Annotated in this window: 17 protein-coding genes; 12 read left to right on the top strand and 5 right to left on the bottom strand. The window is 72.3% G+C overall.

The features are described from left to right. Window positions 1-54: 54 nt before the first annotated feature. Window positions 55-918 (bottom strand): hypothetical protein, encoded by an 864-nt coding sequence (locus tag ADK64_RS41340; protein WP_053667408.1) that lies wholly within the window; start codon window positions 916-918, stop codon window positions 55-57. A gap of 596 nt (window positions 919-1,514) precedes the next feature. On the opposite strand from ADK64_RS41340, the gene ADK64_RS44600 reads away from it, so the two are divergent. The 7 genes from ADK64_RS44600 (at window position 1,515) to ADK64_RS41305 (ending at window position 8,646) form a co-directional block, all read left to right on the top strand. Then, entirely contained in the window at window positions 1,515-3,683 is a 2,169-nt protein-coding gene (locus ADK64_RS44600) for an ATP-binding protein (RefSeq protein ID WP_078993159.1), read from the top strand. Continuing rightward, complete coding sequence (locus ADK64_RS41330; RefSeq protein ID WP_053667407.1) at window positions 3,680-4,087, top strand: roadblock/LC7 domain-containing protein; 408 nt, start codon at window positions 3,680-3,682, stop codon at window positions 4,085-4,087. The genes ADK64_RS44600 and ADK64_RS41330 overlap by 4 nt, the downstream gene beginning before the upstream one ends. Continuing rightward, the gene (locus ADK64_RS41325) at window positions 4,084-4,446 is read left to right on the top strand and encodes a DUF742 domain-containing protein (protein WP_053667406.1); all 363 of its coding nucleotides are present in this window, start codon (window positions 4,084-4,086) and stop codon (window positions 4,444-4,446) included. The genes ADK64_RS41330 and ADK64_RS41325 overlap by 4 nt, the downstream gene beginning before the upstream one ends. Continuing rightward, window positions 4,427-5,053, top strand: a complete 627-nt coding sequence (locus ADK64_RS41320) for a GTP-binding protein (RefSeq protein WP_420713118.1) — start codon at window positions 4,427-4,429, stop codon at window positions 5,051-5,053. The genes ADK64_RS41325 and ADK64_RS41320 overlap by 20 nt, the downstream gene beginning before the upstream one ends. Beyond that, window positions 5,050-6,261, top strand: coding sequence for a cytochrome P450 (locus tag ADK64_RS41315; RefSeq protein ID WP_053667404.1), 1,212 nt, complete (start codon window positions 5,050-5,052; stop codon window positions 6,259-6,261). Before ADK64_RS41320 ends, ADK64_RS41315 begins: the two co-directional genes overlap by 4 nt. 70 nt (window positions 6,262-6,331) lie before the next feature. Then, entirely contained in the window at window positions 6,332-7,558 is a 1,227-nt protein-coding gene (locus ADK64_RS41310; protein WP_053667403.1) for a cytochrome P450 family protein, read from the top strand. 98 nt (window positions 7,559-7,656) lie between these two features. Beyond that, window positions 7,657-8,646 carry an aldo/keto reductase gene (locus tag ADK64_RS41305; RefSeq protein ID WP_053667402.1) on the top strand — a complete coding sequence of 330 codons (990 nt, stop codon included), beginning with the start codon at window positions 7,657-7,659 and terminating at the stop codon, window positions 8,644-8,646. 37 nt (window positions 8,647-8,683) lie between these two features. Here ADK64_RS41305 and ADK64_RS41300 read toward each other — a convergent pair whose 3' ends face one another. The 3 genes from ADK64_RS41300 to ADK64_RS41290 all read right to left on the bottom strand — a co-directional run bounded on the left by ADK64_RS41300 (window position 8,684) and on the right by ADK64_RS41290 (window position 12,507). Beyond that, window positions 8,684-10,057, bottom strand: a complete 1,374-nt coding sequence (locus tag ADK64_RS41300) for an MFS transporter (protein ID WP_234384934.1) — start codon at window positions 10,055-10,057, stop codon at window positions 8,684-8,686. A gap of 53 nt (window positions 10,058-10,110) precedes the next feature. After that, a complete protein-coding gene (locus tag ADK64_RS41295) occupies window positions 10,111-11,589 on the bottom strand; it encodes an NAD-dependent succinate-semialdehyde dehydrogenase (RefSeq protein WP_053667400.1) in 1,479 nt (492 codons plus the stop codon). Window positions 11,590-11,718: 129 nt separating this feature from the next. Next, entirely contained in the window at window positions 11,719-12,507 is a 789-nt protein-coding gene (locus ADK64_RS41290; RefSeq protein WP_053667399.1) for an IclR family transcriptional regulator, read from the bottom strand. Between the two features lie 211 nt (window positions 12,508-12,718). Between ADK64_RS41290 and fae the strand changes: the two genes are divergently transcribed. From fae to ADK64_RS41265, 5 genes are read left to right on the top strand one after another with little or no spacing between them, the layout of a single operon-like run. Continuing rightward, window positions 12,719-13,282 carry a formaldehyde-activating enzyme gene (gene fae, locus ADK64_RS41285; RefSeq protein WP_053667398.1) on the top strand — a complete coding sequence of 188 codons (564 nt, stop codon included), beginning with the start codon at window positions 12,719-12,721 and terminating at the stop codon, window positions 13,280-13,282. Then, window positions 13,279-14,391, top strand: a complete 1,113-nt coding sequence (locus tag ADK64_RS41280) for a mandelate racemase/muconate lactonizing enzyme family protein (RefSeq protein WP_053667397.1) — start codon at window positions 13,279-13,281, stop codon at window positions 14,389-14,391. Before fae ends, ADK64_RS41280 begins: the two co-directional genes overlap by 4 nt. After that, complete coding sequence (locus tag ADK64_RS41275; protein WP_199829857.1) at window positions 14,388-15,908, top strand: aldehyde dehydrogenase; 1,521 nt, start codon at window positions 14,388-14,390, stop codon at window positions 15,906-15,908. Before ADK64_RS41280 ends, ADK64_RS41275 begins: the two co-directional genes overlap by 4 nt. Before the next feature lie 46 nt (window positions 15,909-15,954). Then, a complete protein-coding gene (locus ADK64_RS41270; RefSeq protein WP_053667396.1) occupies window positions 15,955-16,890 on the top strand; it encodes an NAD(P)-dependent oxidoreductase in 936 nt (311 codons plus the stop codon). 30 nt (window positions 16,891-16,920) lie between these two features. Further along, on the top strand, window positions 16,921-18,078 hold the full coding sequence (locus ADK64_RS41265; protein WP_053667395.1) for an iron-containing alcohol dehydrogenase family protein: 1,158 nt from the start codon (window positions 16,921-16,923) through the stop codon (window positions 18,076-18,078). An 88-nt stretch (window positions 18,079-18,166) separates the two neighbouring features. On the opposite strand, the gene ADK64_RS41260 is transcribed toward ADK64_RS41265, so the two are convergent. Further along, window positions 18,167-19,717, bottom strand: a complete 1,551-nt coding sequence (locus ADK64_RS41260) for an APC family permease (protein WP_053667394.1) — start codon at window positions 19,715-19,717, stop codon at window positions 18,167-18,169. Window positions 19,718-19,953: the final 236 nt, after the last annotated feature.

The following is a 19,953-nucleotide window of genomic DNA, read 5'->3' as shown; positions in this document are numbered from 1 at the left end:
GCGAAAACCGTCACATCACCGGGGTGGCCGGCGCCACAGACGGGCGCCGGCCGGTCAGCGTTCCACGGGTGCCATCGCCGTGTCCCCGCGCCGGTCGGCCCGCGCCGGTGCCGGCAGCACCTGGGTCTGCGCGGGGGCGGGTGCGGGGACCGGCGCCGCCGGGGCGGGCGCGGGGGCCCGGTCGCGGGCGGGCAGCAGGGAGCGCAGCAGCGCCCGCAGCCGCTCGCGGCGCCCGTGCAGCAGTCCGAGGACGATGGCCGCGCCCACCGCGATGAGATGCTCGCGGCCTGCCAGGTTGGGGACGGCGATGGACTCCCACACCATCGACCCGCCGGTCAGGGTGAACACCACCGGCGCTCGCTTGATCACCGCGAGATAGGTGAACAGTCCGACGACGGCGGCGGACGGTCCGGTGTCGAGCACGTGCGCGCACTCGGGGGGCAGTCCGAAGCCTCCCCAGCCGGGGCCCGCCGCGATCATCACCCGGGCGGTGAGCGTGCCGGCCAGCGTGGTGGCGTAGGAGATGGCCAGCGTCCGGGCGCGGCCCAGGGCCAGTTCGGCCCAGGCGAAAGCGAGGAACAGCTGGGTGATGCCCGCCCAGACCGGCAGGTCGAGCGCCGGGACGTACAGCGACACGGGGGTACGCAGCAGGGACAGCCACAGTGGCAGGTCGGCCTTGACGCCGCCGAGCCGTTTCACCCAGAGCGCGCCCAGGGGGTGCTGGGCGATGGCGTGGAAGTAGATGACGCCGAACGCGGCGACGAACGCCAGCAGCAGTCCGGACAGTCCGCGGCGCGCGAGGCGCTGCACCGGCTCGACGACGATCGCGTGCCACTCACCGCGCAGCGTGCGCGCGGTGAAGCGGGCGAAGCGCGCGAGCAGCGAGCGGCATGCCTCGATGCGCCCTTCAGTCGTCATGAGGCACGGCAGCCCATCGCCTTCGGCTCCCCGGTCATGCACATCGCCCCCCTCGCCACGCTCCCGGCATACCGACCGTGCGAGGCGCTTTTCCGTCATCCGCCCTTTTCAGGCGCCATCGTATAGATGTACGGATCTCACCCGGTCGACCTACCCCCTCCGTACGGGTCGCGGCCTGCATGCCCGGTCCCTCCCCCGGTGTGGGCCTCTGTGGTGGTGAGGCCCGGTCGGTGACAGTTCAGCGACCCGGGAGGCGGGCGTCAAGATCCATTGCGGATGCACGGGGGTATGAAAAGACCCACAGGTCCGAGGCGGGGAAATCGGGGCGCGGAAGGCAACCTCGGCCTCCGCGATCCCGTCCTCCCTTTCAAGGCTCCTGCACGGCCGCCCCGGCGCGCTCCGCCGGTTCGAGCGGGCCGGGAGTGCCCGAGTCATCCGGTTCACGTCCAACGCGCGGGTATGACCGCCCACTTCATGGAACGAATGCGGAACCTTTCTGTTTCGATCACGAACTCTCGTATAGTGACCGCCAGTTCAACACCGTGTGTCACGTCTCACCACCCGACCGTTTCTGTCGCGAGGACCAGACCGGACCGATGACCCCGCCCACCCTTCCCGGCGACCGACCGTCTCTCCGTCCCTTCTTCTCCGCCCTCGCCGTGTCCGGCGCCCTGTCGGCGCTCGTGGTGTGCGCGGCCGTCGCGGCGGCGCCGGGGACGGTGCGCGCCCCGCTGGCCTGGGGTACGGGCGCTGCGGCGGTCGTGCTCAGCGTGGCGGTGGCCACGGCCGTGCACGCCCTGTGCGGCCGGCGCGGCATCCGGCGCCGGCTGGAGGCCGTGACCCAGGACCTCGGGCGGCTGCTCCGGCAGCAGGCCCGCACGACCGACGAGAGCCGGCAGGAACAGCAGCGGCTCATCGACGAACTCGCCCGGCAGCGGGCCGAGTTCACCGAGTCGTTCGCTGCCGAGCGGTCCCGGCTGGAGCGGGAGAGCGGGCAGGAGACGGACCGGCTGCGGCGCGAGAACGCACGGCTGACGGCCGAGCTGGAGCGGGCCCGGCGCGAGCGGGCGACGGCCGTCTCCGCGACCTCCAACACCGCCGGCCGGATGCAGGCCCTCGCCACGGCCACCCTCGCCGACCTGCGCGCGATGGAGGACCGGCACTCGGACGAGGACGTCCTCGCCGACCTGCTCCACCTCGACCACCGCACCGCCCAGGCGGGGCGGCTCGCCGATTCCATCGCCGTCCTGACCGGGGCGCGTTCGGGCCGCCGGTGGGCGCGACCGATCGGGATGGAGTCGATCCTGCGCGGCGCGATGGGCCGGATCGCCGGCTATCAGCGGGTGCGGGTGCACTCGGCCAGTGAGGCCGCCGTGGCCGGACACGCCGCCGAAGGCGTGATGCACGCGCTCGCCGAGCTGCTGGACAACGCCGCGAACTTCTCGCCGCCGACCGCCGAGGTGCATGTCTACGTGGAGGAGGTGCCGGCCGGGGTCATCGTGTCCGTGGAGGACAGCGGCCTGGTGATGGGCGATGTGCAGCTGCGCCGTGCCGAGCGGGCGGTCTGCGGTGACGTCTCCGAGCTGGGCGGTCTGACCGGCACCCGGCTCGGGCTCGCCGTGGTCGGCCGGCTCGCCCGCAAGCACGGCCTGAAGGTGTCGTTCCGGCCGTCCGCGCGCGGCGGCACGGGCGTGCTGATGCTCATCCCCCAGTCCGTCCTCACCAGCCCCGCGCCGGAGCAGCCGCCGCTGCCACAGCCCCCGGCACCCGCACCCTCACCCTCACCCGCGGTCGCGGTCGCGGTCGTCGACGAGTCCCCCGCGCCGTCCCCGCAGGAGGGCCCGGCCGGGCTGCCCAAGCGACGCCGGGGCCGTACCCTCGCCGCGGCCGAACGCTCCCGCTCGACGCCCCGCTCGCCCGCGGCCCGCCCCACGAGCGGCACGGACACGGACGAGACCCGCGCGGCCCGCTTCAGCAACTTCCGCCGGGCAATCCGCCCGACGGCCACGGACACCCCGGCCACCGCCACCCACCGGACGGGCACCGACCCGGCCGGCTCGACACCGACGGCCGAGCAGGGCCCGCGCCACCCGGACACCGTTCCGGACACCGGTCAGGCCACCTCCGGTCCGGCCCTGCCGACAACGGCAGCGGAGCAGGCAACGTCCGATCCGGCCGCCCCGGCCTCGGGAACCGCAGACGCCCTCCCCGCCCACGCCACCCCGAACACCGACGAGGCCACCACCGACCCGGCCTCGCCAGCATCGGCACCGGCACCGGCACCGGCACCCGAGCACACCGCGTCCGACCCGGCGGGGCCCGACACCGGGCAGGCCACTGCCGATCCAGCCGTGTCGGCACCGGCCGACCGGCCGTCGGCCACCGGCCCCGCTCCTCGGGCCACCGGACGGCGCGCCCCGGCGGCCGCCGCTCCGGTCGTCGGCCGTCCCCCGCAGGACTCGGTAGCGAGCGATCAGGCCGACACGTCCCGCCGCACCACCCGCACTCCCGGCACACCGCACCACCCGCCACACGACACGGCCGGCATACCGCGGAACCCGGCCGGCCTCCCGCAGGACAGGGGGGTGAGCGGCCGAGCCGGGACGGAAACGCGCGGTGCCGTGCCGGAGGCCGGCGCCCCTGTCCACCCCGCCGACCGCCAGGGCGGCCGCTCGGCCGGTGCCTCGCAGGGCAGTTCCGACGGGCGCCGTTCCTCCGCCCCCTCCCCCACGCACACGCACACGGAAGGCGACACCACTTCATGACCGGCCCGACCACCGCCGACGACACACTCACCTGGCTCCTGGAGAGCCTGCTGGAGAGGACGCCGGGGACGCGGCACGCGCTCGTGCTGTCCCGGGACGGGCTGAAGCTGTGCCGTTCCCCGGAGTTGAGCGTCGACCAGGCCGATCAGCTCGCAGCGATCGCCGCCGGGATGCAGTCGCTGTCGCACGGGGCGTCCGTCGAGTTCGGCGACGGCAGCGGAGGCGTGCGCTCGGCGATGACCGAGTTCTACGGCGGCGTGCTGTTCATCGTGGAGGCGGGCGCCGGCGCCCATCTGGCCGTCGTCACCACGGAGGACGCGGACGCCGGGGTCGTCGGACACCACATGAGCGAACTCGTGGAGCAGCTCGGCGAGCACCTGACCGCGCTGCCCCGTACGTCATGAGCGGTGCCGGCACGAGCCGTCCGGGGCGGGACGACGCTCCCGATCGGCTGTACACCCTAACTCAGGGGCGCACCCGGACCGCCCCGGACAGCCCCTTCGACCTGGTCACCCTCGTCGTCGCCGAGTCGGGGCCGGTGGCCGGCATGCAGTCGGAGCATGTGGCGATCCTGAGGATGACCGAGTTCCCAGCCTCGGTGGTGGAGATCGCCGCCGAGCTGCGGCTGCCCGTGGGCATCACCAAGGTGCTGCTGTGCGACCTGCTCGCGGCGGGCCGCGTCAGCGCCCGGCATCCGCACAGACCGGCCATAACCGATCCCGACATCCTGGAGCAGGTGCTCGTTGGACTCCGCAACCTCTGACGCGCGCGCCCCGTTGGGTGCCTCCGCCGACAACGGTTTCAAGATCGTGGTGGTGGGCGGCTTCGGCGTCGGCAAGACCACCCTGGTCCGCTCGGTCAGCGAGATCCGTCCCCTCGACACCGAGGAGACGATGACCCAGGCCGGCGAGTCCGTGGACGACATCCGGCACATACACGCCAAGTCGGCCACCACCGTCGCCTTCGACTTCGGCCGGATCACCCTGGACGCGCGCAACGTGCTCTATCTGTTCGGGGCGCCGGGCCAGGAGCGGTTCTGGTTCCTGTGGGACCGGCTGTTCTCCGGCACGCTCGGCGCCGTGGTGCTCGTCGACACCCGGCGGATCGACGACTCCTGGTACGCCATCGACCGGCTGGAGCACCACGGCACGCCGTTCATCGTGGCCTGCAACGACTTCGGCGGGCCCGTCCGCGCCGGCGAGGACGTCCGCGAGGCCCTCGACCTCGACCCGCACATACCGCTGATCGACTGCGACGCCCGCTCCCGCGCCTCCGGCAAGAAGACGCTGATCACGCTGGTGCGGCACGTGCAGAACCGGTACGCCGACCCGTCCGCCCGGGCGGGCCTGCCCCGACAGGAGTTCGTGTGAGCACCTCCGACGCCGTCCCGCTCGGCGGACCCCGGTTCCGGACCGAACCCGCTCGCCTGTACCGGGAGATGCGGCGCGACCACGGCGCCGTCGTGCCCGTGACGCTCGACGGCGACGTCCCGGCCTGGCTGGTGCTGGGCTACCGTGAACTGCATCAGGTCACCGGCGATCCGGCGCTGTTCAGCCGGGACTCCGACCTGTGGAACCAGTGGGAGCGCATCCCGGCCGACTGGCCGCTGCTGCCGATGATCGGCCGCAGGCAGCCGTCGATCCTCTACACCGTCGGCGAGCGGCACCGGCAGCGCGCCACGATGGTCAGCAACGCCCTGGAGGCGGTGGACCCCTTCGAACTGCGCCACCACGCCGAGCGGTTCGCGGACGAGCTGATCGACGGGCTGTGCACGGCGGGCGAGGCCGATCTCGTCGGCCAGTACGCGATGCTGCTGCCCGTGCGCGTCCTCGCCCGGCTCTACGGCTTCCCGGACGAGGAGGGTCCGGGTCTGGTCACCTCGCTGAACGACATGATCGACGGCCGGGAGCGGGCGCTCGCCGGGCAGGCCCATCTGGCCACGTCCATGGCGCAGTTGGTCGCCGACCGCGAGAAGGAGCCGGCGGACGACGTGGTCTCCCGGATGCTGGCCGACGAGAGCGGCTTCAGCGCCGAGGAGATCACCCAGGACCTGATGGTGATGATGGCGGCCGGGCATCAGCCGACCGCCGACTGGATCGGCAACTCGGTGCGGCTGATGCTCACCGACGACCGGTTCGCGGCCTCGCTGTTCGGCGGGCGGCACAGCGTCGCCGAGGCGATGAACGAGGTGCTGTGGGAGGACACGCCCACGCAGAACGTGGCCGGCCGCTGGGCCGCCCGGGACACCCACCTCGGCGGCCGCCGCATCCGGGCCGGCGACCTGCTGCTGCTCGGGCTCCAGGGCGCCAACTCCGACCCTCAGGTGCGTACCGACGCCTCCGCGCTGACCGGTGGCAACCACGCGCACTTCTCCTTCGGCCACGGTGAACACCGCTGCCCGTTCCCCGCGCAGGAGATCGCCGAGGTGATCGCGCGGACCGGTATCGAGGTCGTACTGGACCGGCTGCCGGACATCGACCTGGCGGTTTCCGCCGGCTCGCTCCGCCGCCGGCCCTCGCCCTGGCTGCGCGGACTGACCGAGCTGCCGGTCCGGTTCACCCCCGTACCGGCGCTCTGACCGCACCCGCAACGCCCTGTGTCCCGCCCGTAGCCGCACCCCTACCCCCTGCCCTGGGAGGCACGTCACGATGACGACCGGTACCGAAGCACCGCGGATCGCCCTGGACCCCCTCGTCACCGACCTGGACGCAGAGAGCGCGGCGTTGCGTGCGGCCGGCCCGCTCGCCGCCGTCGAACTGCCGGGCGGTGTCCCGGTGTGGGCCGTCACCCGGCACGCCGAGGCCAAGGCGCTGCTCGGCGACCCGCGTCTGGTGAAGGACATCAACGCGTGGGGCGCCTGGCAGCGCGGCGAGATACCGGCCGACTGGCCGCTGATCGGGCTCGCCAACCCGGGCCGCTCCATGCTCACCGTGGACGGCGCCGACCACCGCAGGATGCGCACGCTGGTGGCGCAGGCGCTCACCCCGCGCCGGGTGGAGCTGATGCGCGAGCGCATCGAGAAGCTCACCCAGGACCTGCTGGACGCGCTGCCCGAGGGCGAGGAGACCGTCGACCTCAAGGCGGCCTTCGCCTACCCGCTGCCCATGTACGTCGTCGCCGACCTCATGGGCATCGAGACGGCGCGGCTGCCCCGGCTGAAGGTGCTGTTCGAGAAGTTCTTCTCGACGCAGACCCCGCCCCAGGAGGTCATCGCCACGCTGACCGAGCTGGCTCAGATCATGACCGAGACGGTGGCGGCCAAGCGCGCCGAGCCCGGCGACGATCTGACCAGCGCGCTGATCCTCGCCTCCGAGGACGGCGAGCACCTCACCGACGAGGAGATCGTCTCCACCTTGCAGCTGATGGTCGCGGCGGGCCATGAGACGACGATCTCCCTGATCGTCAACGCCGTGGTCAATCTCTCCACCCATCCGGAGCAGCGCGCCCTGGTGCTGTCCGGCGCGGCCGACTGGCCGGCGGTGATCGAGGAGACCCTGCGCTGGTCCACGCCGACCTCGCACGTGCTGATCCGCTTCGCGACCGAGGACGTGCCGGTCGGGGACAAGGTGATCCCGGCCGGGGACGCGCTGATCGTGTCGTACGGCGCGATCGGCCGGGACGAGCGGGCGCACGGCCCGAGCGCCGGGGAGTTCGACATCACCCGCGCGTCGCGGAACCGGCACATCTCCTTCGGGTACGGCCCGCACGTGTGCCCGGGTGCCGCCCTGTCCCGGCTGGAGGCGGGTGTGGCGCTGCCGGCGCTGTACGCGCGCTTCCCGGGCCTGGACCTGGCCGTACCGGCGGCCGAACTGCGCAACAAGCCGGTGGTCACCCAGAACGACCTGTTCGAACTGCCGGTACGACTGGATTCCTGATCCGGCGCGGAGCGTTGCTTGACTTCGAGAGCGCTCCAACTCGTAGCGTCGCGGACGTACGGCAACGATCGGGTGCGCGGGAAAGGCTGGAACATCACATGCACAAGCGCAGTCTGCGGGACCTCCAGGTGTCGGCCATCGGCCTCGGATGCATGGGGATGTCCGCCTTCTACGGCTCCGCCGACCAGGACGAGGGTGTCGCCACCATCCGGCGCGCCCTGGAGCTGGGGATCAACTTCCTCGACACGGCGCAGGTCTACGGCCCGCTCACCAATGAGTCGCTGGTCGGCGAGGCGATCCGTGGGCACCGCGACGAGTACGTGATCGCGACGAAGTTCAACTACCGGATGGACGACGCCGTCCCCGGCGACATGAACACGATCGGCCGGCAGGACGGCTCCGCCGGCCATGTCCGCGACTCGGTCCACGGCTCGCTGCAGCGGCTGGGCACCGACCACATCGACCTGTACTACCAGCACCGGGTCGACCCGAACGTGCCGATCGAGGAGACGGTCGGTGCGCTGGCCGAACTGGTCGCGCAGGGCAAGGTGCGGCACATCGGGCTGAGCGAGGCGAGCGCGGACACGATCCGGCGTGCGAACGAGGTGCACCCGATCGCCGCGGTGCAGAGCGAGTACTCGCTGTGGACGCGGGACGTGGAGGCCGAGGTGCTGCCCGTCTGCCGGGAGCTGGGCATCGGCTTCGTGCCGTACTCCCCGCTCGGCCGCGGCTTCCTCGCGGGCCGCTTCACCTCGCCGGACGAGCTGGACGAGAACGACTTCCGGCGGAACAACCCGCGCTTCAAGGACACCAACCTGGACGCGAACCAGCGCCTCGCGGCGAAGGTCAAGGAGATCGCGGCCGAGAAGGACGTGACCCCGGCCCAGCTGGCCATCGCCTGGGTGCTGGCCCAGGGCGAGCACCTGGTGCCGATCCCGGGCACCAAGCGGCGCACCTACCTGGAGCAGAACGCCGGGGCCGTCGATGTCACGCTGAGCAAGGAGGACCTGGCCCGTATCGACGCGGAGTTGCCGGCGGTGGCGGGCGATCGGTACGACGAGGCCGGGATGCGGGCCGTCAACCGCTGAGCGCCGTGGAGGGAACTGCCGTCGTCCGGCCGCGGGTTCATCGTGGCTGGTCACGCAGTTCCCCGCGCCCCTTCGGGACACGTGCCGCCGCCGCCAGGTCCAGGTCCGTCGTCTCCGGCGCCAGGAACTGGGAGACCAGGCCGCCGACGGCCAGCACCCCGGCGCCCACCAGCAGTACGAAGCGGGCACCGTAGCGGTCCAGGCCCATCGGCAGCAGGAAGGTGCCGATGGCCGCCCCGACCCGGCTCATCGCGGTGGCGAAGCCGACGCCGGTGGCGCGCAGGGAGGTCGGGAACACCTCCAGCGGGTAGACGGCGGTGAGCGCGCTGGAGGCGGCGTTGAGGAAGATGAAGAACAGGAAGCCGCCGACGATGACCGGCGTGGACTTCGGCCACGCCGCGACCACCGCCAGCGCGCCGGCCGTGATCCAGAACGGCGGGATCAGCAGCCTGCGCCGGCCGATGCGGTCCACGACGAGGCAGCCCGCGGTGACGCCGGCGACGGCGGTGAAGGAGTAGACGAGCAGCGCGGCGACCGCGTTGTCGCCCATGTTCAGGGCGTCGAAGACCTGGGTCCAGAACGTGCTGATCGCGAAGTACGGCAGCACCAGCGCGGCCCAGAACACGCTCGCGAAGACCGTGCTGCGCAGGTGGCGGCGGCTGAACAGGGCGCGCAGGCCCTGCCGCCCGGGTTCTGCCGTCTCCTGGAGTTCGGCGGTGACGTCGATCTCGATGCCGTAGCGCGCGATGAGCTGCTCGGCCTCCTCTCGGCGGCCCCTGCTCAGGAGCCAGCGCGCCGACTCCGGGACGCCGCCGCGCAGCGCCACGCAGACCAGGGCGATGACCGCGCTGCTGGCCAGGGTGTAGCGCCAGCCGCCGTGCACGCCTTCGAAGAGCGCGCCGACGACGGTGGCGAGCGCGTAGCCGACGTACCAGCTGATCTCCAGGCTGGCCAGCAGCCGGCCGCGGCCCTTGCGGGGGGCGTACTCGGACAGCAGCGGGGCACCGATGGCGTACTCGCCGCCGATGGCGATGCCCATCACCAGCCGGATGAGGAAGAGCTGGAGGCCGTCGGTGACGAAGAACTGGAGCACCGAGCCGACCAGGAAGATCAGCATGTCCACGAGGAACACCGGGCGCCGGCCGTAGCGGTCGGCGAGCCGCCCGAAGACGGGTCCGCCGACGAAGATGCCGATCAGCGGGGAGGCGCCGACCAGGCCCTCCATCACCGTGGACAGGTGCAGATCGGTGGTGAGGGCGCCCATCGCCATGCCGATGCCGCCGATGATGTAGCCGTCGATGCCCTCGCCGATCTGGGTGGCGAGCTTCAGCTTGGTGTGCAGGCGGCGGCGTGCGCGCAGCAGGTCCGGCGGCACCGGAACCTCCGGCTTGTCGAACTGATGTTCAGTCACAGGCGTCGTTGCCATGAGCGGTCCTAGTTCTGGGGAGGGGACGGCGTGCGGGATCAGAGGGTGGGCCAGTCCAGCGCGATGTACTGCGTCTCCAGGAAGGCCTCGATGCCCTCGCGGCCGCCCTCCCGGCCGAGGCCGGACTGCTTGACGCCGCCGAAGGGGGCGGCCGGGTCGGACAGCAGGCCCCGGTTGAGGCCGACCATGCCCGCCTCCAGGCGCTCGGCCAGGCGCAGGGCGCGGGCGACGTCGCGCGAGTAGACGTACGCGGCGAGGCCGTGGACGGTGGCGTTGGCCCGGGCCACGACCTCGTCCTCGTCGGTGAAGGTGGTGAGCGGGGCGACCGGCCCGAAGACCTCCTCGTGCAGGATGCGGGCCTCGTCGGGGACGTCGGTGAGGACGGTCGCCGGGTAGTGGAAGCCGGGGCCGCGCGGGGCGGTGCCCTGGGCGGCGATCCGTGCGCCGCGGTCGAGCGCGTCGTCGACGAGGGAGCGGATCTTGTCGACGGCGGCTCGGTTGATCATCGGCCCGAGGCCGACACCCTCCCCCGCTCCCGGTCCGCTGCGTACGGCGGCCATGGCGGCGCCGAGCTTCGCGGTGAACTCGGCCGCGACGGATGCGTGGACGTAGAACCGGTTGGCGGCGATGCAGACCTCGCCGCCACCGCGCATCTTGGCGTCCATCGCCCCGCTGACGGCCGCGTCGACATCGGCGTCCGCGCACACGACGAACGGCGCGTTGCCGCCGAGTTCCATGGTCACGTTGACGACGTGGGCGGCGGCCTGCGCCAGCAGGATCCTGCCGGTGGCGGTGGAGCCGGTGAAGGAGAACTTGCGGACCCGTTCGTCGCCGAGCCAGGCCGCGACGACCTCGGGGGCGCGGTCGGTCGGCAGCACGTTCAGCAGGCCGTCGGGCAGGCCGGCCTCGGCCAGCAGGGCGGCGACCGCGAGTGCGGTGAGCGGGGTCTCGGGGGCCGGCTTCAGCAGGACGGGGCAGCCGGCCGCGAGCGCCGGGGCGATCTTGCGGGTGGCCATGGCGGCCGGGAAGTTCCACGGGGTGACGAACGCGCTGACGCCGACCGGGTGCCGGCGCACGATGTGCCGGAAGCCGCCGCCGGGCGCGTCGGCGAACGAGGAGTCGATGCGCACGGCCTCCTCGGCGAACCAGCGGAAGAACTCGGCCGCGTAGCCGACCTCGGCCAGCGCGTCCCGGCGGACCTTTCCGTTCTCCCGGACGATCAGGTCGGCGAGCGTGTCGCGGTGCTCGGTCATCAGCCGGAAGGCGTCGTGCAGAATCTCCGAACGGCGCCTGGGCGGGGTGGCCCGCCAGCCGGCCGCGGCCTCCTCGGCTGCGGCGAGCGCGGCGCGGGCGTCCTCGGCGCCGGCGTCGGACACCCAGCGCACCGGTTCGCCGGTGGCCGGGTCGTAGACCGGGTACGTCCGACCGTCGGCCGCCGGGAGCCAGCGGCCGCCGAGGAACACATCACCGTCGGCGAGCGGGGCCTTGGCGAGGGTGTCGATACCGGCGAGGTTCATGAGCTGCTCTTTTCCTCCGTCCTGGACGGGGTTCCGTCCGATGCGCGGTGAATTTACGAGCGCGTCATACGGCGGACAAGGCCACTCAGCCGGATCGCAACCGGGGTTGCTGTGAGGGCAACTCGCCGATCACACCAGCATGTTCCGGGCCGGGAACGCCGGGCGCGGTTCCCAGCCGAGCAGGGCGGACACCCGGGCCGCCGCCCGCGCCGTGGTCCGCCCCGCCACGTCGAGCCGGTCGCCGAGGCGGGACTTGGGCGCGGAGATGTTGAGCGCGGCCACGACCCGGCCGCGAAAGTCCCGCACCGGCGCGGACACACCGACCAGACCCGCCTCGAACTCCTCGCTGACGCGCGCGAACCCGCGCCGCCGGCCCTCCTGGATCAGCGACCACAGCTCGGGCACCGGCATCTCGCCGCCCGTGCCGAAGCGGACGTACAGCTCGTCCGGTGTGGCGTCGGACAGCAGCACCCGGCCGGCGGACAGCCGCCAGGCGGGCACCCCGCGCCCCTCCCAGCCGTGCACCCGGAAGGAGTGCCCGGAGACCGAGAGCAGGGTGAGGACCTCGCGCTCGCTGAGGACGCACAGGTGGCTGGTCTCCTCCAGGTCCGCCGACAGGGCGTGCATGACCGGCTCCGCGACGCGCACCAGGCGGCTCTGGGACGTGCGGGCGACCAGCGAGAACAACCGCCAGCCCAGTCGGTACTCCAGGGTGTCCGGGTCGCGTTCCACCATCCCCTCGGCGGCCAGCGCCTTCAGGGCGCGGGAGATCTGGGTCTTCTCGCGGCCGACGAGCTGCGCCAGGCGGACCACGCCGAGGCCTCCGGCCCGCTGGGCCTCGTCGGAGGCGAGGGCCTCGAGCAGATCGATGTCACGGCGCAGGCCGTGCCCGCGCGACAAGGAGGGGGTGTCCGTCACGGCGCCATCCTAGGCACGCCCGAGTGCTGAGGAACGCCCAGGTCATGGCCCGGGTTGTCAGGAGAGCAACCACGATTTCGATTCCCGGGGCCGCCTTGCGGGCCACTGGTGGCGGACCTAGATTCGCCGCATCGAGCCGGAGGAACCACACCGAATGCGAGGTTCGTCCCGCTCCGCTGCCGTACCCCCTTCCCGAGGTCCAGGAGTCGTGATGACCGCCCCGGTTTCTCCCGCCCGACCGCCCGGCTTCGCCGCCACGGCGCTGATCGGCGAGTCCTTCGTCGGCGACGGCGTGAACGCCGCCCACACCAACGTCGTGATCGGCCGCAAGAACGGCCCGGTCGAGACCGCATGGGCGACCGCGCTGGCCACGCCGAGCGCGGGACACGTGCCGTTCATGACGGTCGTGCGGCCGTCGGTGCCGGTCAAGCCGTCGACCCTGTTCGTCACCAAGGCGGCAGCCGCGGGCGAGCTGCACGAGCGGGCCACCTGGGGCAGCGCCCAGGCCGGTCTGGCGCAGGGCGTCCTGGACGCGGTCGCCGAGGGCCTGATCCCGGCCGAGTCCGCCGAGGACCTGCTGATCATCGCGGCTGTCTGGGTCAACCCCGGCGTCGACGACCTCGACGTCTCCTTCCGCAACCAGCGTGCGGCGGCGTACGGCGCCGTCCGGGCCGCGGTGACGGGCGCACCCTCGGTGGCCGACGTGCTGGACGCGGCCGAGAAGGGGCCGGCGAACCCGTTCTACACGCCGTCCGCGGAGGTGCTCGCCCGGTGAAGATCACCGACATCTCGCTCGACCGGCTGCGTCTGGAACTCGACCCGCCGTTCCACGCGGCCTGGGACCCGGTACCGCGCCGCCACTTCGACGCCACGATCGTGCGGGTGCACACCGACGAGGGGATCACCGGCATCGGTTCCGGCGATCTCATGGACGGCTTCGACACCTACAAGCACCTGTTCGTCGGCGAGGACCCGCTCGACATCACCCGGCATGTGAAGGCCATCGAGACGGCCAGCTTCCACGGCGCCCCCTACTGGCCGCTGGAGGCCGCGCTGTGGGACATCATCGGCAAGGTGCACGGCCGCCCGGTGTCCGAGCTGTTCGGCAACGCGGCGAAGAAGCTGCCCGCGTACGCCTCCTCCGGTGAGCTCAAGTCCCCGAAGGAGCGCGTCGCGACGGCGCTGAAGGTGCGCGAGGCCGGGTTCCGGGCGATGAAGATCCGCATCGACCGGGGCCGGGTCGACGAGGGTGTCGCGGCGGTGCGGGCCGTGCGCGAGGAACTCGGCGACGACTTCGAGATCATGGTCGACCTCAACCAGTCCTGGCGGATGGCGGGCGACACCGCGCACGCCTCCGACCTCGCCAAGACCCGCAGGATCATCGCCCGGCTCGCCGAACTGGACGTGTTCTGGGTCGAGGAGCCGCTGCCGTACGCCGACCTGGACGGGTTCAAGCGGCTGCGCGCCGAGAACCCCGGGGTGCGCATCGCGGCCGGCGAGATGCACCACTCGGTCCCCGAGCTGCTGCGCTATCTGGAGGAGGACGCCCTCGACGTCTACCAGATGGACGTCGTCCTCGCGATCGGCATGCACCGCGCCCGCACACTCGCCGAACTGGCGCAGCTGAAGCACCGTCAGTTCACCCCGCACAGCTGGACGAACGGCATCGGGGTGCTCGCCAACCTGCACGTGGCGGCGGGCGTCGGCGGCGGCCCCTACTTCGAGTTCCCCTACGACCCGCCCGGCTGGACCCCCGAACGCCGCGACTTCATGCTCGCCGAGCCGGTGCACGTGGACGCCGACGGCTGTCTCGAGGTGCCGGACGAGCCGGGCCTGGGCGTGCGGCTGGACGAGGACGCGATCGACCGCTGGAGGGTGAAGTGACGTACACCATCGAGGAGTTGCTGACGCGCTCGCACGACGAGTGGCAGACGGCGGCCGGCAAGCTCGCCTTCGAGACCCGCCTGTTCATCGACGGCGCGTTCACCGAGGCGACGTCCGGCGACTCGTTCCCGACCGTCTCGCCGCGCGACGGCACGGTGCTGGCCCGGGTGCAGGGCGCGTCCGCCGAGGACGTGGACCGGGCCGTGCGCTCGGCGCGGGCCGCCTTCGAGGACGGCCGCTGGCGCGACCTCGCGCCCAGGGAGCGCAAGCGGATCCTGCTGCGCTGGGCCGAGCTGATCGAGGCGAACGCCGGGGAGCTGGCGCTGCTCGACACGCTGGAGATGGGCAAGCCGATCACCGAGTCGCTGCGTGTGGACGTGGCCAAGACGGCCGTGACCATCCGCTGGTACGCGGAGACGATCGACAAGACCTACGACGAGGTCGCCCCCACGCCCGGTGACGCGCTCGCGCTGATCACCCGTGAGCCGCTGGGCGTCATCGGCGCGGTGGTGCCCTGGAACTACGCACTGCTGATCGCCAGTTGGAAGCTGGGCCCGGCGCTCGCCACCGGCAACAGCGTGGTGCTCAAGCCCGCCGAGCAGACCTCGCTCGGCGCGCTGCGGCTGGCCGCGCTCGCCACCGAGGCGGGCCTGCCCGACGGGGTGTTCAACGTGGTCCCGGGCCGGGGCGAGGTCGCCGGGCAGGCGCTGGGCCGGCACGGGGGCGTCGACAAGATCGCCTTCACCGGTTCGGCGGAGGTGGCCCGGCTCTTCCAGGTGTACGCGGGCGAGTCCAACGGCAAGCAGGTCGCCGTCGAGGCGGGCGGCAAGTCGCCCCAGCTCGTCCTGCCGGACGCCGACATCGAGGCCGCCGCCTCGGCCGTGGCCTGGGGGATCTTCTACAACGCTGGCCAGACGTGCAACGCGGGATCCCGGGTCGTCGTGCACGCCTGCGTCAAGGACGAACTCCTGGCCGCCGTAGGCCGGATCACCGCGCAGACCTTCCGCGTCGGCGACCCGCTCGACCCGGCCACGGTGATGGGCCCGATCGTGGACGAGGCCCAGCTCGCCAAGGTCCTTGGCTACGTCGAGCGCGGCCGGCGGGACGGCGCGACCGTTCTCCTCGGCGGCGACCGGGTGCTCGCCGAGAGCGGCGGCAGCTACGTGGAGCCGACCGTGCTCGACGGCGTCGTGAACACCTCCGTGGTCGGGCAGGAGGAGATCTTCGGGCCGGTGCTCGCCGTGGTGTCGTACGAGGGTGACGTGCACGAGGGTGTGCGGCTCGCGAACCAGAGCGACTTCGGGCTCGTCGCCTCGGTGTGGACCCGGGACGTGACCGTGGCCCACCGCACGGCGCGGCGGCTGCGGGCCGGCACGGTGTGGATCAACACCTTCGACGCCAGCGACGTCATCACCCCCTTCGGCGGTTTCAAGGCGACCGGCGCGGGCCGCGACAAGTCCCTGCACGCCCTCGACGCGTACACGGCCCTCAAGACGACGTGGATCAACCTCGCCTGAACAGCGAGCCCTTCACTCCCCTTCTCAACATCAGCGAGGACAACTGATGAGGATCGGTTTCATCGGCCTGGGCAACATGGGACGGCACATGGCCCGCCACCTGATCCACGCGGGCCATCTGGTCACCGTGCACGACAGCCGGCCCGAGGCCGCCGTCGAGCATCTGGCGCTCGGCGCGCGCTGGGCGGACTCCCCCGCCGACTGCGCCCGGGACGCCGAGTTCCTGATCACGATGCTGCCCAATCCGCGCGTCGTGGAGGACGTGCTGCTGCGCGGCGGGGCCGCCGAGGCGCTGCCCGAGGGCGCGCTGTGGATCGACATGTCGACGTCGACGCCGGCGGCCGCCGAACGGGTCGCGGCCGAGGTCCTGGACGCGCGCCGCATACGCCGGCTGGACGCGCCGGTCAGCGGCATGGCACGGGGCGCCGAGGCGGGTGCGCTGCAGATCTTCGCGGGCGGCGCCGACGACGACTTCCGTATCGCGCTGCCGGTCTTCGAGACGCTGGGCGACCCCGACCGCGTCCTGCACGTCGGCCCGCTGGGCGCCGGATATACCGTCAAGCTCATGATCAACCTGCTGTGGTTCAGCCACCTGGTCGCCACCAGCGAGGTGCTGGCGATGGGCGTCAAGGCGGGCGTGGACCTGGGCGTGCTGCGCAATTCCCTGCTCGCCTCGCCCGCCGCGTCCCACTTCCTGGAGCACGACATCATGTGCGTGCTCGCCGACGGTGACTACGACGACTCCTTCGCGATGGCGCTGGCCTGCAAGGACCTCGGGATCGCCGTCGACCTCGGCCGCGATCTGGGGGTCTCCACGGAGCTGTCGGCGCTGGTCGAGCAGATCTACCGCCGCGCCAAGGCCCAGCACGGCGAGCTGGCGGGCGAGATGAGCCCGGTGCGTCTCTACGAGGCGCTGGCCGGACGGGAGTTCAGACTGCCGTCCCCGACCGCCGCGCTCGACGCCACCGCCCTCACGGTCTGACGCCACCGAGTCCTCCCAGGAGCCGCACCCATGACCGACAGCTTCACCCCCTTCAGCCTCGACAGCGTCTGCCGGGTCGAGTTCGGCCCCGGCCGGATCGAGCTGCTGCCCGAACTGATCGCGGACACCGGTCACCACCGCGCGTTCGTCGTCACCGACCGGGGGCTGCGCGCGGCCGGTGTCGCCGAGCGCGTCCTGAAGATCCTGGCTTCGGCAGGCGTGGAACACACCGTGTACGACGAGGTGGCGCCCAACCCGTCCACCGGGAACGTCGACGCGGGCGCCGCCCGGGCCCGCGCCTTCGGCCCCGCCGCGGTCGTCGCGCTCGGCGGCGGCTCGGTACTGGACGCCGCGAAGGGCATCTCCCTGCTGGTGGGCAACCCCGACGCGGCCGCCGCCGACGCCGACCGGCTGTGGGAGGCCGCCGACGGGCTGCCGGTCGTCGCCGTACCGACGACCTCCGGGACCGGCGCGGAGACCAACGGCTTCGGTGTCATCGAGGACACCACGGCCTGCCGCAAGGTGTACATCGGCCACCCCTCCGTCAAACCCCGCGTCGCCCTGCTCGACCCCGAGCTGACGCTCGGTCTGCCCCCGGCGGCGACGGCGGCGACCGGCATCGACGCGCTCGTGCACGGCATCGAGTCGCTGGCCTCGCGCGGCGCGAACGCCTTCTCCACGGCGTACGCCACCCAGGCCGTGACCCTGATCGGCCATGCCCTGCCGGCGGCCCACCGCGACGGGTCGGACCTCGACGCGCGCGCCGAGCTGATGCTGGGCGCGCATCTCGCGGGCCAGGCCCTGACCCTGTCCGGGCTCGGCCTCGTGCACGGCATCGGCCACGCGCTGACCGCGCACACCGGCACCCCGCACGGGGTCGCGCTCGCCGCCGTCCTGGAGGAGGTCATGGAGTTCAGCGCACCGCGGGCGCGGCAGGCGTACGAGCAGACGGCCCGGGCGCTGCGGGTGGCCCCGCCGGCCGACGGCGACTGGGCGAAGGCCGCCGTGACGGCGGTACGGGAGCTGTCCGGATCGCTGGACGTCAAGCGCCCGCTGCGCGCCCTCGGTGCCGGTCGCGACCTGCTGCCGGCCATCGCGGCGGGCGCGGTCGCGGACGCGGTGACGAAGAACGCGCCCCGGGTGCCCGCGGAGCGGGAGGTGCTGGAGATCCTCACCCGGGTGTACTGAACCTCGGTACTGGAGGTGTACTGATCCCCGGTGTGCCGACGGCGGTGTCCGCGCCCGCGACAGCGCCGTCGCCGTCGTCGTCGGCCGGTCAGTCCTCCACGATCAGCGCCGGAGTGCCGGCGGTGAGGATCTCCCCGCGGAAGAAGGCGGGGCTGCGGCGACGCATCACCAGCATGAACAGGACGCCGAGGAGGAGCAGTCCGACGCCGATGACGAAGACGGAGCCGACGCCGAGGACGGCGGAACCGCTGCCGTAGGCCGGGTTCCACATGTCGTACAGCGTCTTGCCGAAGACGGCGGTCAGCAGGAGGCCGCCGAGGACGGGGAAGAGGCCCTTGAAGACGGCGTCGCGGGCGGAGCGGGTGAGGTCGCGGCGGAAGTACCAGGCGCAGGAGAACGCGGTCAGCGCGTAGTAGAAGCAGATCATCAGGCCGAGGGCGTAGATGGTGTCGACGAGGACGTGCTCGCTCAGCAGCGACATGACCGTGTAGAAGACGCCGGTGGCGACGCCCGCGGTGACGGTGGCCCGGCCGGGGGTGCGGAAGCGCTCGTGGACACGGGCGTAGGAGGCGGGCAGGGCCTGGTAGGTCGACATGGCGAGGACCGTGCGGGCGACCGGGATGAACGTGGTCTGGAGGCTGGCGGCGGCCGAGGCGAGGACGGCGACGAAGAGCAGGATGCCGAGGGCGTGTCCCATCACCGGGCCGGCCAGGGCGGCGAAGACGTTGTCGGAGGTGGCGGGGTCGGCCAGGCCCAGGCCCTGGGTGCCGGAGCCGACGGCCATCTGGGCGGCGACCGCGGTGGTGAGGTAGGAGCCGACCAGGACGACCATGGCGATCAGCGCGGCCCGGCCGGGCGTCTTCTCGCTGCCGATGGTCTCCTCGTTGGCGGTCAGGCAGGTGTCCCAGCCCCAGTACATGAAGATCGACAGGGAGAGTCCGGCGCTGAAGGAGGCGAAGGACTTCACCACGAAGGGGTTCAGCCAGGACCAGGAGAAGTCGGCGTGCCCCGCGAAGGCGCCGGTGTGCGCCTTGTGCAGGGCAAGGACGACGAAGAGGGCGAGCACCACGAGCTGGAGTCCCACCAGCGCGTACTGCACGCCCTTCGTCGTCGTCATGCCGCGGTAGCTGATCGCGGTGGCGGCCGCGATCAGCGCCAGACAGGTGACGATGTGGACGGCCCTGTCGCCGTCCAGGTCCGCGACCGCGCCGCTGCCGGTGAGTTCGCCGGCCAGCAGCCAGAAGAAGGACGTGGCGACGCCGGCGAGGTTGGACAGCACGATGACGGTCGCGATGACCAGGCCCCAGCCGCACATCCAGCCGACGTGCGGACCGAACGCCTTGACGGTCCAGGTGAAGGAGGTGCCGCAGTCGGGGACGGCCTTGTTCAGCTCCCGGTAGGCGAAGGCGACCAGCAGCATCGGCAGGAACCCGGCCAGGAACACCGCCGGCATGTACAGCCCGACCTCGCCCGCGGTGGAGCCGAGCGTGGACGTGAGGCAGTAGACCGGGGCCACGGTGGAGACGCCGATGACCGCGCTGCCCAGCAGGCCGATGGAATTGCCGCCGAGGCCCTTGCCGCGTACTCCGTCACCGGATGCCGTGTCGTCGGCCGGCGGCCGCACTGCCGTCTCTGTCATGACACAGGACGCTAAATGCTGTGATATCGGTTGAACGGTGCATAGGCCATCTATCGACCGCCTTTATTTCGCAGGCGAGGCCAGCAATTTCACCACCGATTGAACGGCGCGCAACGCCAGTCAATCAGATGATTGAAGGCAAAGCGATCGGCGGTCGATGTCCGGGAATCGAAGCCGGGTCCGGAATGCCCGATTCCCGTTCTTCCCGTGTGACGTGCGTCGCGTCCGGCACGAGA

It is taken from the genome of Streptomyces sp. MMG1121, from assembly GCF_001280015.1.
Taxonomy (GTDB): Bacteria; Actinomycetota; Actinomycetes; order Streptomycetales; family Streptomycetaceae; genus Streptomyces.
This window is presented reverse-complemented; position numbering and strand designations above follow the sequence as displayed.

Bases quoted from the DNA above. Each gene is read 5' to 3' on its own strand.
- ADK64_RS41340 (WP_053667408.1), bottom strand. From the start codon at position 918: ATGACGACTGAAGGGCGCATCGAGGCATGCCGCTCGCTGCTCGCGCGC.
- ADK64_RS44600 (WP_078993159.1), top strand. From the start codon at position 1,515: ATGACCCCGCCCACCCTTCCCGGCGACCGACCGTCTCTCCGTCCCTTC.
- ADK64_RS41330 (WP_053667407.1), top strand. From the start codon at position 3,680: ATGACCGGCCCGACCACCGCCGACGACACACTCACCTGGCTCCTGGAG.
- ADK64_RS41325 (WP_053667406.1), top strand. From the start codon at position 4,084: ATGAGCGGTGCCGGCACGAGCCGTCCGGGGCGGGACGACGCTCCCGAT.
- ADK64_RS41310 (WP_053667403.1), top strand. From the start codon at position 6,332: ATGACGACCGGTACCGAAGCACCGCGGATCGCCCTGGACCCCCTCGTC.
- ADK64_RS41305 (WP_053667402.1), top strand. From the start codon at position 7,657: ATGCACAAGCGCAGTCTGCGGGACCTCCAGGTGTCGGCCATCGGCCTC.
- ADK64_RS41295 (WP_053667400.1), bottom strand. From the start codon at position 11,589: ATGAACCTCGCCGGTATCGACACCCTCGCCAAGGCCCCGCTCGCCGAC.
- fae (WP_053667398.1), top strand. From the start codon at position 12,719: ATGACCGCCCCGGTTTCTCCCGCCCGACCGCCCGGCTTCGCCGCCACG.
- ADK64_RS41270 (WP_053667396.1), top strand. From the start codon at position 15,955: ATGAGGATCGGTTTCATCGGCCTGGGCAACATGGGACGGCACATGGCC.
- ADK64_RS41265 (WP_053667395.1), top strand. From the start codon at position 16,921: ATGACCGACAGCTTCACCCCCTTCAGCCTCGACAGCGTCTGCCGGGTC.
- ADK64_RS41260 (WP_053667394.1), bottom strand. From the start codon at position 19,717: ATGACAGAGACGGCAGTGCGGCCGCCGGCCGACGACACGGCATCCGGT.